Origin of the sequence: Aliiruegeria lutimaris (assembly GCF_900099935.1) — a bacterium.
Taxonomy (GTDB): domain Bacteria; phylum Pseudomonadota; class Alphaproteobacteria; order Rhodobacterales; family Rhodobacteraceae; genus Tropicimonas; species Tropicimonas lutimaris.
This window is the reverse complement of sequence record NZ_FNEK01000039.1, coordinates 15,752-30,265: the sequence shown is the minus strand read 5'-3', so window position 1 is coordinate 30,265 and position 14,514 is coordinate 15,752. Positions and strand designations below refer to the sequence as shown.

Genomic DNA, 14,514 nt, shown 5'->3' with positions numbered 1-14,514 from the left:
GGGCAGCGCCCCCCATCCTCCCGCTTTCTGGCGGAATGACGCCCCGATGACCGAAACACCGTCGCTTCGCATCGACAAGTGGCTCTGGCACGCGCGTTTCTTCAAGACGCGCAGCCTTGCCGCGAAACAGGTCTCCGAAGGCAAGGTCCGGGTGAACGCGACCAGGATCTCCAAGCCGGCCCGCCCTGTTTCCGCGGGCGACGTGCTGACCTTTCCGCAGGCAAACGCCATCCGCGTGGTCCGCATCCTCGCCCTCGGCACCCGCCGCGGCCCGGCGCCGGAAGCCCGGGCGCTCTACGAAGACCTTTCCCCGCCGGAGGAACAACCGGCGCAAAAACCACTTGTCGGTGGTGGTCCGCGACCAACCAAAAAAGAACGCCGCAGACTCATCAATTCCCGCACCGAGTCGCTTGATTAGCCCGTGGCACTCGGCTAGCACCTATCGAAACGCCAATCCGGAGGTCCCCATGACCTATGTCGTCATCGAAAATTGCATTGCCTGCAAATACACCGACTGTGTCGAGGTCTGTCCTGTCGATTGCTTCTACGAGGGAGAGAACACGCTGGTGATCCACCCCGATGAATGCATTGATTGCGGTGTCTGCGAGCCTGAATGCCCCGCCGATGCGATCCGTCCGGATACCGAGCCGGACATGGAAAAATGGGTCGAGTTCAACCGGAAATATGCCGAACTCTGGCCGGTCATCGTCTCCAAGAAGGACCCGATGCCGGGTTACGAGGAAATGGACGGCAAGCCGAACAAGATGGAGTTCTTCTCCGAGGCCCCCGGCGAGGGCGGCTGAGAAGCGAATCGCGACCGCCCGACATTCCGGGGCTCGCCGAACGGCGCAACGCATACCGGCACGGCACCTTTCCGCCTGAATCATATGATTTCAGGCGGTTTTCGTCCTTGCCGCGCTGCGGCACTTTGAAAACGTCAGAAAATCTGCTATATATGTCCGTGATGAAAGCTGAATACTGACACCCGCCTGCTGGGGCTGCTCACCAGTATGGTGTTTACCAAGAGCCCTGAATCAAAGCTTCTCCGGAGATTTTCCTTTCCGGCGGGGCTTTCGTTTGCGCTGACGGGTTTGGGAGATGTCGAGGGGATAAACATGACAAGAACCAAAAAACTCGAGTTCCGTCCGAATGATTTCGTGGTGTATCCGGCCCATGGCGTTGGCCGGATCATTTCCATCGAGGAACAGGAAATCGCCGGGATTTCACTCGAACTCTTCGTGATCGATTTCGAGAAGGATAAGATGAAGCTGCGGGTGCCGACCAACAAGGCCGTCTCCGTCGGCATGCGCTCGCTCTCCTCGCCCGATGTGGTCTCCAAGGCGATGACCACGCTCAAGGGTAAGGCCAAGGTCAAGCGGGCCATGTGGTCGCGCCGGGCGCAGGAATACGAACAGAAGATCAATTCCGGCGACCTGATCGCCATTGCCGAGGTGGTGCGCGACCTGCACCGCACCGACGAGCAGCGCGAGCAGAGCTATTCTGAGCGCCAACTCTACGAAGCCGCTCTAGAGCGCCTGACCCGCGAAGTGGCCGCCGTTTCCGGCCTGGGCGAGACGGATGCCCAGAAGCAGGTGGACGAAGTTCTCGTGAGCCGCGCCGCCTGACCTGCCGATCAGTGCTAACGAACAAGAAAGGCCGTGGCATTTGCCGCGGCCTTTTTCTTTGCCTGTCGCGTTGCGCCTCCCGGCGCCCCCCTACCGGGCGTCACCCGGTAGCGAGGCGAATGCCCATGAAGACGATCCCCGACAGTATCGCTGCCGCCGGAACCGTGACGATCCATGCCGCGGCAATCGTCATCATGTGGGCGCGACGCACGAGCTTTCTCTGGCGCCGCTCGTTCGGGGTATGCACGGGGCGATCCGGCACCAGGTGCCGCGCGCGCAGCAGCCTGCGTTCCGCGTACCACTCACGAAAGAAGCCCACGCCAAAGATGCCGCCAACGGCGATATGGGTCGAGCTGACCGGAAGGCCGAGCCAGCTGGCGATGATCACCGTGATCGCGGCGGACAGCGCCACGCAGAAGGCGCGCATCGGGTTGAGCTTGGTGATCTCGCTGCCGACCATTCGGATCAATTTCGGCCCGAACAGGAACAGCCCGAAGGAGATGCCAAAAGCGCCGATCATCATCACCCAGAATGGAACGCTGATGGCAGAGGTGAAATCACCGGTTTCGGTGGCGCTGACAATTGCGGCCAGCGGCCCGACGGCGTTGGCCACGTCATTGGCGCCATGGGCAAAGCTGAGGAAGGCTGCCGAGACGATCAGTGGGATCGAGAACAGCACCTTGAGCGACCTGTTGCGGTTTTCCAGCCCTTGCGACCGCTTTCGAATCACCGGGATCAGGATCAGCCAGACGCCGATACCGATGGCGAGACCGATGCCGAGCGCGGTTGTGAAGTCGATCTTGATGATCTTTTTCAACCCCTTCAGCGCCAGGTAGGCAGAGAAGGCGCCGGCCATGATCCCGACCAGCACCGGAACCCAGACCCGCGCGGCGGCGATCTTGTCCGGCTGGTAGATGATGCGTTCCTTGATGAACCACAGGAAGCCGGCGGCGATGAGCCCGCCCAGCAGCGGCGAGATCACCCAGCTGGCCGCAATCGCCGCCATGATCGGCCAGTTGACCGCGCCGAAACCTGCGGCCGCGATCCCCGCTCCCATCACGCCGCCGACGACGGCATGGGTGGTCGAAACAGGCGCACCGATCCATGTCGCGATATTGACCCACAGCGCGGCGGCGAAGAGGGCCGCCATCATCGCTTCGATGAAGATCTCTGCCGACGGCGTCGATTCGGGCGCCACGATCCCCTTTGCCACGGTCGAAACAACGTCTCCGCCAGCAATCAACGCGCCGGCGCTTTCAAAGACGATGGCAATCGCGATGGCGCCGCCCATGGAGAGCACATTCGCCCCAACCGCCGGCCCCATGTTGTTGGCCACGTCATTGGCGCCGATATTCACCGCCATGTAGGCGCCCAGAGCCGCCGCAACCACGATGACCATCGTGCCGGTGGTGCCATCCATCAGCAGGGCAGCGAGGAGCCCGGACAGCAGGATGAAGGCTGCCGCCAGCGCCGGCGCCGCCATTGGGCGGGCAACGAATGCGTTGGCTGCCTCAAGTCTGGAAAGGCGATCGAGGTCTCGGTCGAGGGTCTCGAAATGTCGCGGCTCGTAGTTCTTGTCGGACACGTTGTCCCCCAGTACCTCGGATTTACGGCGCTCCCTACAGAGCTTTTTGGCCTCGATCCATGTAACAAACGTGCAACATTTGCGTAACGACAATGTGACGCACATCGCGCCGACGCGGTGCGCCCCAGGCCGATCTGCGAAAAAACAAGCGCGGATATGCGGTTACGAAAACAGGACAGTTGCTGCCGCGAGAATCGCGATTTCGCTCACCTGCTGCGTTGCGCCGAGGATATCGCCGGTCTGCCCGCCGATCTTGACGCGCGCAATCATCGCGCACCCAAAAGCCGCCAGCCCGGCTATGGCCAGCAGAAGCAGGGCCGTCCCGCCAATCATCGCCAGCGACAACCCGGTCGCCAGCACCATGGCCAGCCCGACCGTCACGCCCCCCGGCCGCCCGATGGAGCGCGACATGCCACCGTCGCGCGCATTCGGCAGCGCGGCCATCTCTGCCACGATCAGCGCCCGGCTCAGGAGCGCTGCCACCAGCAGCGCTGGCAGGAACCCGGCTCCGAGCGCGACCAGCGCGTTCCATCGCAGCCCGAGCGCCAGCACCATGGCCAGCACGCCATAGCTGCCGATCCGGCTGTCCTTCATGATCTCGAGCCGCCGCTCGCGGGTCCAGCCGCCCCAGAGCCCGTCCGCCGAGTCCGCCAGCCCGTCCTCGTGCATGGCGCCCGTCATTACCACCTGTCCGGTCAGCACCAGCCCCGCCGCCAGCCCCGGGGACAGACCCAGCCACAGCGCGGCCCAGCCGATCCCGCCCGCGATCAATGCCACCAGCAGCCCCGCCAGCGGGTAGGCCCAGGCCGCTCCCGCGCCCCGCCGGGCGGCAAAATCGGCATCGACCGGAACGGGCAGGCGGGTCAGCAAGGCACAGGCGAGAGCAATGTCGCGGGGAGCTATGATTTGTCGCTGCTCAGCCATCCGTTATCCACTCCCGCGGCTCTTGTCCTCCCGCCCTTATCGTCGCAGAAGCGGGGAAACAAGACAGAGGTCCACGATGACTGCCAAAGCCCCCTTTTCAGATCTGAACGAAATCCGCGCCGCCCTGGCCAACCTGCCGCAGCCCGATTCCGAGGCACTCGCCGCGGCGCAGGCACGCAATGGCATGCTCACCAAGCCGCCCGCGGCGCTTGGTCGGCTCGAAGATCTTGCAATCTGGTACGCGGGCTGGGTCGGCAATGCGCGTCCGAACCTTGAAAATCTTCAAGGCATTGTTTTTGCAGGAAACCACGGCGTTGCCGCCAAGGGCGTGTCGGCTTTCCCCATCGAGGTGACCGTGCAGATGGTCGCCAATTTCCGCGCCGGCGGTGCCGCGATCAACCAGCTTCTCACCGCTTTCGGGGCCCGCACGGACATCGTGGAGCTGGAACTTGACCGCCCCACCGCCGACTTCACCGAAGCCCCGGCCATGAGCGAGCAGGACCTCGTCGCCGCCATGGCCGCTGGCTGGGAAGCGGTCGATCCCAAGGCCGGGCTGGTGGTGACTGGCGAGATGGGCATCGGCAACACGACCTCCGCCGCGGCCATCGCTGCCGCGCTGCATGGCGGCGGGGGAGAGGCTTGGGTCGGACGGGGCTCTGGGGTCGATGATGAAGGCCTTGCCCGGAAACGGGACGTGGTCGATGCGGGGCTCGCGCTGCATGCCGACGCGCTTTCCGACCCGCTCGAAGTGCTGCGCCACCTCGGCGGGCGCGAGATTGCGGCCATGGCCGGCGCCATCCTCGCCGCGCGCCATCACCGTATCCCGGTTATCCTTGATGGCTTCATCTGTACCGCCGCCGCCTCCGTGCTCGAATCCGTCACACCCGGCGCGCTCGACCATACCGTTGCTGGTCATGTCTCCGCGGAAGGTGCCCATTCCATGATGCTGGAAAAGATCGGCAAGGAGCCACTGCTCAGCCTCGGCCTGCGCCTTGGCGAAGGCTCCGGCGCCGCACTCGCCATCGGTGTGCTCAAGGGCGCCATCGCCTGCCATTCCGGCATGGCCACCTTCGGCGAGGCCGGCGTTTCCGGCGGCTGATCGGTTCAGGTCCGGGCGGCTGCATTCGCCGCCCGCCCCCGACCAATGGCTTCTTGTTGGGATAAATACCCTGCCGGAGGCACGATCCGCAGGATCGTCCCCGCGCGCCTTCGGGCCCTAATCCACGGTGGGGCGGGGCGGATCGTCGCCGTGATCGCGCGCTTCCAGTTCCTGGACCTCGAGCGCCGTCACCAGCGAGGTCTCCAGCACCTTGTTCAACTCCCGCGCCCGCTCAAGGTAGGCCGGGTTGTCCTTCAGCGAGCGCGCCGGATCCCAGAGCGGTGCCAACTCGCGCAGCGTCATCCGGTCATGCTTGTAGAAGGTCTTCTCCATCTCGTTGGCCTCGAAGGCCGAGAAATCCATGTTCTCCAGAACGTAGCGCCCGGCCCGGAGCGAGCTGTCGAACATCTCCCGCACGATGTCATCGGCGCCCGCCTGGTAGAGTTGGTAGACATGTACGCGGTCATGCGCGCGCGCGATGATATGCAGGTCCGGCCGCTGGGAACGCGCATATTTCACCAGACGGGTCGTTGCGTGCGGGTCATCCAGCGCCGCCACCAGAACCCGCGCATCCTTCAGCCCCGCCGCATGCAACAGCACCGGACGGGTCGGATCGCCGTAAAAGGCCTTGAACCCGAAATGCCGCATCAGCTCGATCGCGGCGAGGTCATGGTCGAGCACGGTACATTTCAGCCCCGCCATCTCCACCATTCGGTTCACCACCTGCCCGAAACGCCCGATCCCGGCGATTATCACCGGGGCCTGCTCGTCGATATCGTCATGCTTGCGATGCACATCCGTCGCCTCGGAGTGATCGCCGAGGCGGTGCGCGATATAATCGTAGAGGATAAAGAGCAGCGGCGTGATCAGCATCGACAGCGCCACCACCAGCAACAATATCTGTGCCAGCCGTTCCGGTAGCACGTTTTCCTGCAACGAGAAGGAAATCAGCACGAAGCCGAATTCGCCCGCCTGCGCCAGCCCCAGCGTAAACAGCCACTTGTCCCGCTTGCGCAGTCCGAAGAGATTGGCCAGCAGGAACAGCACTAGCCCCTTTGTCAGCACCAGCAGCGCCGTCAGCCCGATCACCGTGCCGACATTGCTCGCCATGACGGCGAAATCGATGCCCGCGCCCACGGACATGAAGAACACGCCCAGCAGCAACCCCTTGAAGGGCTCGATATTGGCTTCCAGCTCGTGTCGGAACTCCGAGGACGCCAACACCACCCCGCCCAGGAACGCCCCAAGCGCCGGCGAGAGGCCGACCAGCACCATCAGGTAGGCGATCAAAAAGACAACGAACAAGGCCGTCGCAGTGTGAATCTCGCGCAGCTTCGCCATGTGGACGAAGCGGAAGAGCAGGGGCGAAAGATACATCCCCGCCAGCACGACAGCCACGATCACGATGATGATCACGAAAGTCGCCTGCCAGCCCGTCAACCCGTCGATAAGCGACAGCGCGTGGTGCACCTCCTCGCCACTCGCCCCTTCGCCGGGGCGCAGGATCACGCCGGACGAGTCAAATTGGGGCACTTTCGGCATCGCGAGCAGCGGCATCAGCGCCAGCATCGGGATCACGGCGATATCCTGCGTCAGCAGGACCGAGAATGTCGCCTTGCCGCCGCCGGTCTTCATCAGCCCCTTTTCCGAGAGCGTCTGCAGTACGATGGCGGTCGAAGACAGCGCCAGGATCAACCCGATCGCAAGCGACATGTTTAAAGTCTCGCCCATCAGCCAGGCCAAGGCCGTTACCGCCGCCGTGGTCAGCCCGATCTGCAGTCCGCCCATGCCGATCAGCTTGTCGCGCATCTCCCAAAGCGTGCGCGGCTCCAACTCCAGCCCGATCAGGAACAGCATCATGACAACGCCGAACTCGGAATAGTGGCGCAGCGTCTCCGCCTCCATGCCGGCCAGCGTCAGCAGGGGCCCGATCAGAATGCCCGCCAGCAGGTAGCCCAGCACCGAGCCGAGCCCGAGCCGCGCCGCGATGGGAACGCCGATGACGGCGGCGCCGAGCAGAATCGTCGCGTCGTCAAAAAAGCCTTCCATCAATCACCCTTTCTCAAAACGCGCAGGAAAAGAGAGGCCGCGCTCGCATTGTGTGCTGGATCCGCGAGTATGCAGCACGTAGCAGGGCGGACAAGCAAAAGCTGCCGGGATACGCCTCTTGTTGTCTGCGTGACAGCTTTCCGCCACCTCTTTGCGCAGGGCTCAACCCTTTGGCATCTTGAGCGTCACCGTCCGGCCGCCCTTCTGGTAGCGCAGGTCGCTGGTGCCGATGGCGGCGACGCGTCCGCCATCGATGCGGTCGCCGACCTTGACCTTCAACATCTTTCCCGATGGCAGGCGGACCAGCGCCCTCCGCTTGGTGGACGTGCCGTAGACCCCGATAAGGGAAACCTTGCTCAGCGAGATCTGGTTCTTGACCGTGGCCTGCTTGGCAACGGTCGCCGAGGTCGTGCCGGTGGGATTGGCGCGTTCGCTGCGCGGAACCGCCGGCCCCGAGGACTTGGCGGCACGCTCCTCCTCCTTGGCGGCCTTGGCGGCGGCCTGGATCGCCTCTTCCTTTTCCTTTGCGGCCTGAGCGGCGGCGGCCTGCTTGGCCGCTTCCTGCTGGGCCGCTTCTTCCGCGGACTTGCGTGCCGCGGCGGCGACGGCGCGTTCCTGGCTCAGCGCGGCGGCCTGTGCGTCATCGCGGGCCTGCTGTTCGGCCTCGGCTTGCGCCTGGGCGTCCTGTTCTGCCCGCTTGCGGGCCCGGTCGGCGATCTGCGATATGTTTGACGGGCGCAGACGCGGCTGCGGAGAATTGGCAACCGCGCGCCGCGTGGCGGAGGCAAGATCCAGTGCCAGTGCCTGATCCTGCAAGCTCAGGGCTTCGGTTCCCTGCTGGCCTTCCACCGTCTCCGCATCTGCCATGCGAACGGCCGCATCCAGCGCCTCTGCGGTCTCCTGAACGGAACGTGGGCGCGCATTCGGGCGGATTTCCGCCAGTTCGGAGCGCGTGTTGCCGCCAAAGGTCGCCCGTTCATTGGCCTCGATCAGCCCCTCGGGGCGAGACCGTGGCCGCTCTCCGCGCAAGGCACCTTCCGCCGGGTTGACCCCGGTTTCCGGGGCGGTCTCTGGCGCAGATTGCGCGGCCGGTGCGAGGTCGGCGGGACGGCGGGGCGGCACGATGCTGGGCTTGCCGCGCACGACTTCGACACCATCGGGCGCGATTTCCTCCCCATCCAGCGCATCGCTGGCCTGCGCCGGATCGGGCTCCGGCTCGGGCACGACGGGCGTGGCCGCTGCCCGCGGCAGCCTGTCCGGAGCGCGGTCCAGCGTCGGCAGCGCATAGGCGTCCTGGCTGGGAATGGTCGGGTCGATCGAAGCGATGTAATACTCTTCGGTCTCTTCCTCCAGCGCCTGCTGGCTGCGCTCGGGCGCGCGTTGCCAGATGCCGCTGACGGTATAGGCGGCCAGCGCGGATATCGGGTCGAGCGGGGTCGGATCGACGACCATCGGCGCGGCGACGCTGTCCTCCGGCAAGCTTTCGGCCAGCGCGTTCCCGCTCTGCGGTGTCAGGCTTCCGTCCAGTGGCTGCTGCGAGGTCGACAGGTTGGCAAGCGTTTCCTGCTGGCTGATGCCGACCGTGCTGGCCTCGTTCTGGATGGCGGGCTGCCTGAGGTCCTCGGGCGCGCCATCGTCCGCCGGCGGGGGAAGTGCGGCGGCGCCGGAAACCTGGGAAGTTGCCTCTGCGTCGCCGGCCATATCCTGCGTTGCGAGTCCGGTCTCCGGCTCGGGCGTCGCGGAGGCCGGCGCAAGGGCGATGGCCGTGGGCGCCGTGTCCGAGGCAGCGAGATCGGGCAGGGCACCGGTCTCGGGGGAAACCAGTTGCGGCGCCGAGGGGGCCTCGGTGATCAGTTCCGCGGGCGCGTCGGTGGCGGTGATGTCCTCGCCACCACTGCCCAGAAAGGCCCAAAGCCCGATCAGGCCCACGACGACGGCACCACCCGCCGCGGCGATCAATGCCAACCGGCTGGGGGATTGCTGGGGTTGCTGCGATTTGCGCGCGCCAAAGACCGTCAGGGCCTCGGCCTCGTTCAGTGGCGGCGGCGCGGGGGGCACCCGGAAACCGCCTGTCTCGACAGCAGATTTGGCCGCGGCAGCACTGCTATCGCGCGCCACCTTGTCCGCGCGCAGTCCCGGCTTGAAGCTATTCGGAGCGGCAGACGCGGCTGCGGGTTTCGGCGCGGCTTTCAGGACCGGTTCTGCCCGCTTGCGTGCCGTTTTTTCCGCAGCTGACGCAGCCGGGGCAGGTTTGGCGGACCTGGCGTGTTGTTTGGGCTTCGTTCCTGTGTTTTTCGATTTCCCAACGACAGCCGCCGTAACCGGCGGTTCCACGCGGCTGCGGATCGAACTGAAAGTCGCGGGCGGTGCCGGTTCCGGTGCCTCCTCGGCGCCCACGTCCACACGCGGTTCGGGCTGCTCCGGATCGGACACCGGTTCGGTGACCGGCGGCAAGGGGCGTGGCGGTGTTTCGGTCGCTTTTGCCTCGGGAGTGTCCGGAGAAGCTCGCAGGCTGACAAAGTCGATTACGGGAAGCTCCGCGACCGCCGGTTCGGACGCGGGCTCGGAGGTCTCGCTTTCGACTAGTAATGACGTCGCCGATTTCGCCGCGGGCTCTGGTTTTTCAGCTATGTCCGTCGCCTCTGGTTCGGGCTCCGGCACGACCTCGGCTTCTGTCACGGGCTCTGGACTGGTCGCCGAATCTTCCGGGACTTCGACCGGCGTGGATTCGGGCTCAGGCTCCGGCAAGGGCTCCGGTGTCGCCCGTGGCTCCTCGTAAGGGCCCGAGGACAGGATTGGCCGGGCGATGCGCTCCAGCACCTCGCCCGGCGCCAGCAGGCGCGGCGCCGCATCGCTCGGCCCGAAGAAGGGCGCGCCGGGAAAGCTTCCATCCTCTGGCGCAGCGGTAAAGCTCAGGGGGGCGAAGCCGTGAAGTTGGGCAAACCCCTCGGCCTCTTCCAGCGTCTCGCGCGCCACGGCGGCGATCAGAATCTCGTTCCCTTGCACCTTCCAGTCATAGACGAGATCGCCCAGCGCATAGGGCGTGGCCCCGTCCAGCCGCCGCCCGGCCAGCCGGGCATTCTCCCGCGCGTCCTTGCCTGCCTCGGTGCTGGCATAGAGGATTTGCGAATTGGGCAGGACCAGCGTGCTGCGCAGCGCAATCCCGTCGGAGAGCGCCTCCGCCCGTTGCCGCAGTGCTTCCAACTGCGCGTCGAAATCCGGCGCGTCCAGCGAAACGGAGCCGAGGCTGCGCCAGTCGGAATCCTGCCGATACAGCAGCGAAATGCCGTCGTGGTCCAGTATGAGGGAAAAATTCGGAGTCATCGCGCCTGTAATTGGAATCTGTAGGGACGCCGACGCAAGCCGTCGTTCTGTCTGGTCCGTTCTTATAGCAGGAAATCGCTCAAATAAACAGATTTGGGCCAAGGATTGCTTTGCGGGCTGCGTCCCAGAGGGGATGATGAAATCAAAAAGCGGAGAACTGTTTCGATGAGAATGTTCAAGGTCCTGTGCGTCGCCGCGGCGACGATTCTGCCCCTTTCGCCGCTGATGGCCGAGACGGGCGCGCCTGGTAAACTGGTCGTGACCGGCGAGGGAAGCGTCGCGGCGGTGCCGGACATGGCGCTGATCACGCTGGGCGCTGTCGCCGAAGACGCCGAGGCCGCCGTCGCGCTGCGCGAGATGAGCGAGCGGATCGCGGCCATCCACCAGCGGCTTGAGGAGGCCGGCATTGCGCCGCGTGATATCCAGACAGGCCAGCTCTCGCTTGTGCCGCGCCGGGCGCAGGCGAAGGAGAATGGCGGGCAGGGAGAGATCGAGGCCTTTATTGCCGCGAGCGATGTCACGATCCGGCTGCGCGATCTCGATACGCTCGGCCAGTTGCTGGACATGGCGGTGAGCGATGGCGCCAACACCCTGCGTGGGCTGAACTTCGATCTGAAGGAACCTCAGCCGGTCGAGGACGAGGCGCGCCGCGCCGCCGTGGCCGATGCGCGGCGCAAGGCGGAACTTCTGGCCGAGGCGGCTGGGATCGGGCTCGGCCCGATCCTGTCGATCGAGGAAAACGGCATGGGTGGCGTCCGTCCAATGCGCGCCACGATGGCCAGCGCGATGCGCGAGGTGATGCCGGTCGCGGCAGGAGAGATGGATGTCCAAGCGACGGTGACAATCACCTGGGCGCTGGAGCAATAACGGAACGAAAAGCGCCGGACCGTTGGAACGGTCCGGCGCGTGTCATTTCAGCGTGAGGCGCCTGGGATCAGGCCGTGGCCTTGGTCAGCGCCTGGTCGAGGTCGGCAATCAGGTCATCGGCATCCTCGATCCCGATAGAGACCCGCACCATGTTCGGCGCGGCACCGGCCGCTTCCTGCTGCTCGGGCGTGAGCTGGCGGTGCGTGGTCGAAGCGGAGTGGATGATCAGCGAACGGGTATCGCCCAGGTTGGCGACATGGCTGAACAGCTCCAGCGAATCCACCAGCTTGATGCAGGACTCGTAGCCGCCCTTGACCGCGAAGGTGAAAAGCGCGCCCGCGCCCTTCGGGCAGATCGTGGCGACACGCCCGTGATAAGGCGAGGAGGGCAGGCCGGCATAGGTGACCTTTTCGATTCGGTCGTCTTGCTCCAGCCACTCGGCGATCTTCTTGGCGTTCGCCACGTGACGCTCCATGCGCAGGCTCAGCGTCTCGATTCCCATCAGCGTGTAATGCGCCGCCTGCGGGTTCATCGTCATGCCGAGGTCCCTCAGTCCCACGGCGATTCCGTGGAAGGTATAGGCCATCGCCCCGAGCGCGGCATGGAAGGTCAGACCGTGATAGGCGGGCTCCGGCTGGCTGAGCGAGGGGAACTTGTCGGAGGCCGACCAGTCGAACTTGCCCGAATCCACCACGCAGCCGCCGGTCACCGTGCCGTTACCAGTCAGGTACTTGGTGGTCGAATGCACCACCAGGGTCGCGCCGAGCGCGATCGGGTTGCACAGGTAAGGCGTGGCGGACGTGTTGTCGACGATGAGCGGCACGCCCGCCGCGTCGGCGACTGCCGCCATGGCCGGGATATCGGTGATATAGCCGCCCGGATTGGCAATGCTCTCGCAGAAGACCGCACGGGTATTCTCGTCGATGGCCGCTTTCACCGCCTCGACGTCATCCATGTCGACGAATTTCGCCGACCAACCGAAACGCTTGATGGTCTGGCTGAACTGGGTGATCGTGCCGCCGTAAAGACGCGTGGAGACCACGACATTGCAGCCCGGTCCCATCAGCGGGAAAAGCGCCATGATCTGAGCTGCATGGCCCGAGGAGCAGCAGAACCCGCCCACACCGCCTTCCAACGTGACGATCCGCTCGGCCAGCACTGAAACCGTCGGGTTGGTCAGCCGCGAATAGATGTATCCCACCTCTTCGAGGTTGAAGAGCCGCGCCGCGTGATCGGCGTCTTTGAACACATAGGCGGTCGTCTGGTAGATCGGCGTCTGGCGGGCACCGGTGGCCGGGTCCGGGCTGGCGCCGGCGTGAATCTGCAACGTGTCGAATCCGAGTTTGCGGGCTTCGCTCATGGGGGTCCTCCCTTTGGGGTCGCGCGTTCTGTTCGGCGCGGAGCGTAGGCGAAGGGCAGATCGGGCACAATGGTTTCGCGCGAGCCCGCCGGACGAGCATTTTGATGCATGATATTGAATGTTTTGTGCTTTTAACCTGCCGCCGATTTGGCGAACCCACTTCAGCCGTTCGGGGGCGCGCGCTTCGCGCGCGTGAACGATCCTTCGGATCACGCCTCCGGCGGAGGTATTTTGGGAAAGATGAATGAAAGGTTGGTCTCGTCTTCCCTCAAATATCCTGGGGGGAGCGCTCCACAGAGCGCGGGGGGCAACGCCCCCCACTCGGCAGCTTTGGTCTCCTTGGAAGTGGCAGGCTGAGGGAGCGACGCCTAGCGCGTCAACACCATCTTTCCATTGCCGAAACTGACCTCTGAAAAGCGATTGAGATAGGACATGCCTAGAAGCGAGCCATTCATCTCGCCGCCATTGACCAGCGCCGGTACGCGCTGGTCGACGATCCCGTTCAGGTCCACTTCGTCCAGCCGCACCCGCGCCGTCGGCACGGTTCCATTGGCCGTGTTGGCGGTGCCCAGAAAGGGCAGCCCGTCGAGCTCAATCCCGGCGCGCTGCGCGTCTGCCTGTGTCAACACGATGTCGGAGGCGCCGGTATCGACCACGAACTGCACCGGCACGCCATTGATGTCGAGCACCATGTGGTAGTGGCCGTCGCGCGCGAGCGGCACCTCGATCTGACCCTGCTCACTCAGCACCGATTGGCGCGGTATGACGGTGCTGCGAACATCCTCCCACAGTCCGTATCCCACGATCACGCCGAGGAAGATCAGCCCCCAGAGCGCGCCATGGCGCAGGCTGCGGCCGAGATTGCGGCGGCTGGCCACGAGCGCATAGCTGCCCACCAACATGCCCAGGAGCAGAAGGTAGATCAGCGAGGCGGTCTGGTCAGATGTCATGCGCGGGTCCTGTTCGGGCGCCCGCAATGCGGGCCTGTTCCTGCATGTAGGGATTCGGCGCCGTTTTCGCTAGCCTGCCGCCGTTCCGGCAATCATTCCCGCGCCCCGCAATCCGTCGAGCACGAACTGCACCGAGAGCGCGGCCAGCAACATGCCCAGGAGCCGCGTGGCGACCACAGTCCCGGTCCGTCCGAGCGCGCGTTCGAGCAAGCTGGCGCTGCGGAACATCACCGCCACGACGGACAGAACCAAAGCCATGACCAAGAAAACCCCGGCTGCCTCGACCGGGCTCCCGGCCTGTCCGACGAGCAGGATCATTGTCGTGATCGCGCCGGGACCCGCCAGCAGCGGGATGGCGAGCGGAAAGACCGACGGGTCCGGGCGTTCCTCTTCCTCTGCCGTATGGTCTCGGCGTTTCGTGCGCCGCTCGAAAAGCATGTCGAGTGCCGTCAGGAACAGCAGGATCCCGCCCGCGATGCGGAAAGCGGAAATGGAGATGCCGATGAAGCCCAGCACCGCGTCGCCCAGCAATCCGAACAGCGTCAGCAGGAAGAAGGCCAGCAGGATCGCCCGCCGCCCGATGGCACGGCGCTCCGCCTTCTTGGCTCCATGCGTCATCGCCAGGAAGAGCGGCGCGAGACCGATCGGGTCGATGATGACGAAAAGCGCCACGAAGGCGCTGATGTAGAAGGTCAGGTCCATATCTGCCAATCGTTCCGCAAACACATGCC

12 protein-coding genes are annotated in these 14,514 nt (G+C 65.0%); 5 read left to right on the top strand and 7 right to left on the bottom strand.

Annotation, left to right across the window (positions count from 1 at the left end):
• Positions 1 to 46: 46 nt before the first annotated feature.
• The 3 genes from BLR85_RS17230 (at position 47) to BLR85_RS17220 (ending at position 1,625) form a co-directional block, all read left to right on the top strand.
• A complete protein-coding gene (locus BLR85_RS17230) occupies positions 47 to 418 on the top strand; it encodes an RNA-binding S4 domain-containing protein (RefSeq protein WP_093159145.1) in 372 nt (123 codons plus the stop codon).
• A 49-nt stretch (positions 419 to 467) separates the two neighbouring features.
• The gene (gene fdxA, locus BLR85_RS17225; RefSeq protein ID WP_093159140.1) at positions 468 to 803 is read left to right on the top strand and encodes a ferredoxin FdxA; all 336 of its coding nucleotides are present in this window, start codon (positions 468 to 470) and stop codon (positions 801 to 803) included.
• A gap of 312 nt (positions 804 to 1,115) precedes the next feature.
• Positions 1,116 to 1,625 carry a CarD family transcriptional regulator gene (locus BLR85_RS17220; RefSeq protein ID WP_093159136.1) on the top strand — a complete coding sequence of 170 codons (510 nt, stop codon included), beginning with the start codon at positions 1,116 to 1,118 and terminating at the stop codon, positions 1,623 to 1,625.
• A 100-nt stretch (positions 1,626 to 1,725) separates the two neighbouring features.
• Here the strand turns inward: BLR85_RS17220 and BLR85_RS17215 are convergent, their stop codons facing one another.
• Complete coding sequence (locus BLR85_RS17215) at positions 1,726 to 3,210, bottom strand: inorganic phosphate transporter (RefSeq protein WP_093159131.1); 1,485 nt, start codon at positions 3,208 to 3,210, stop codon at positions 1,726 to 1,728.
• Positions 3,211 to 3,372: 162 nt separating this feature from the next.
• Complete coding sequence (locus tag BLR85_RS17210) at positions 3,373 to 4,134, bottom strand: adenosylcobinamide-GDP ribazoletransferase (protein ID WP_093159126.1); 762 nt, start codon at positions 4,132 to 4,134, stop codon at positions 3,373 to 3,375.
• Positions 4,135 to 4,210: 76 nt separating this feature from the next.
• Between BLR85_RS17210 and cobT the strand changes: the two genes are divergently transcribed.
• A complete protein-coding gene (gene cobT / locus BLR85_RS17205; protein WP_093159121.1) occupies positions 4,211 to 5,233 on the top strand; it encodes a nicotinate-nucleotide--dimethylbenzimidazole phosphoribosyltransferase in 1,023 nt (340 codons plus the stop codon).
• Between the two features lie 117 nt (positions 5,234 to 5,350).
• Here cobT and BLR85_RS17200 read toward each other — a convergent pair whose 3' ends face one another.
• The gene (locus tag BLR85_RS17200; RefSeq protein ID WP_093159116.1) at positions 5,351 to 7,282 is read right to left on the bottom strand and encodes a cation:proton antiporter domain-containing protein; all 1,932 of its coding nucleotides are present in this window, start codon (positions 7,280 to 7,282) and stop codon (positions 5,351 to 5,353) included.
• A gap of 162 nt (positions 7,283 to 7,444) precedes the next feature.
• Complete coding sequence (locus BLR85_RS17195; RefSeq protein WP_093159111.1) at positions 7,445 to 10,606, bottom strand: hypothetical protein; 3,162 nt, start codon at positions 10,604 to 10,606, stop codon at positions 7,445 to 7,447.
• A 165-nt stretch (positions 10,607 to 10,771) separates the two neighbouring features.
• Between BLR85_RS17195 and BLR85_RS17190 the strand changes: the two genes are divergently transcribed.
• The gene (locus tag BLR85_RS17190; RefSeq protein WP_093159106.1) at positions 10,772 to 11,473 is read left to right on the top strand and encodes an SIMPL domain-containing protein; all 702 of its coding nucleotides are present in this window, start codon (positions 10,772 to 10,774) and stop codon (positions 11,471 to 11,473) included.
• Positions 11,474 to 11,540: 67 nt separating this feature from the next.
• Here the strand turns inward: BLR85_RS17190 and BLR85_RS17185 are convergent, their stop codons facing one another.
• The 3 genes from BLR85_RS17185 to BLR85_RS17175 form a co-directional block, all read right to left on the bottom strand.
• The gene (locus BLR85_RS17185) at positions 11,541 to 12,833 is read right to left on the bottom strand and encodes an O-acetylhomoserine aminocarboxypropyltransferase/cysteine synthase family protein (RefSeq protein WP_093159101.1); all 1,293 of its coding nucleotides are present in this window, start codon (positions 12,831 to 12,833) and stop codon (positions 11,541 to 11,543) included.
• A 368-nt stretch (positions 12,834 to 13,201) separates the two neighbouring features.
• A complete protein-coding gene (locus BLR85_RS17180) occupies positions 13,202 to 13,783 on the bottom strand; it encodes a retropepsin-like aspartic protease family protein (protein ID WP_093159218.1) in 582 nt (193 codons plus the stop codon).
• 69 nt (positions 13,784 to 13,852) lie between these two features.
• A complete protein-coding gene (locus BLR85_RS17175) occupies positions 13,853 to 14,485 on the bottom strand; it encodes a MarC family protein (protein ID WP_093159096.1) in 633 nt (210 codons plus the stop codon).
• Between the last annotated feature and the right edge of the window lie 29 nt (positions 14,486 to 14,514).

Coding starts and splice junctions, on each gene's coding strand:
- BLR85_RS17230 (WP_093159145.1), top strand. CDS start 47: ATGACCGAAACACCGTCGCTTCGCATCGACAAGTGGCTCTGGCACGCG.
- fdxA (WP_093159140.1), top strand. CDS start 468: ATGACCTATGTCGTCATCGAAAATTGCATTGCCTGCAAATACACCGAC.
- BLR85_RS17220 (WP_093159136.1), top strand. CDS start 1,116: ATGACAAGAACCAAAAAACTCGAGTTCCGTCCGAATGATTTCGTGGTG.
- BLR85_RS17210 (WP_093159126.1), bottom strand. CDS start 4,134: ATGGCTGAGCAGCGACAAATCATAGCTCCCCGCGACATTGCTCTCGCC.
- cobT (WP_093159121.1), top strand. CDS start 4,211: ATGACTGCCAAAGCCCCCTTTTCAGATCTGAACGAAATCCGCGCCGCC.
- BLR85_RS17200 (WP_093159116.1), bottom strand. CDS start 7,282: ATGGAAGGCTTTTTTGACGACGCGACGATTCTGCTCGGCGCCGCCGTC.
- BLR85_RS17195 (WP_093159111.1), bottom strand. CDS start 10,606: ATGACTCCGAATTTTTCCCTCATACTGGACCACGACGGCATTTCGCTG.
- BLR85_RS17190 (WP_093159106.1), top strand. CDS start 10,772: ATGAGAATGTTCAAGGTCCTGTGCGTCGCCGCGGCGACGATTCTGCCC.
- BLR85_RS17185 (WP_093159101.1), bottom strand. CDS start 12,833: ATGAGCGAAGCCCGCAAACTCGGATTCGACACGTTGCAGATTCACGCC.
- BLR85_RS17180 (WP_093159218.1), bottom strand. CDS start 13,783: ATGACATCTGACCAGACCGCCTCGCTGATCTACCTTCTGCTCCTGGGC.
- BLR85_RS17175 (WP_093159096.1), bottom strand. CDS start 14,485: ATGGACCTGACCTTCTACATCAGCGCCTTCGTGGCGCTTTTCGTCATC.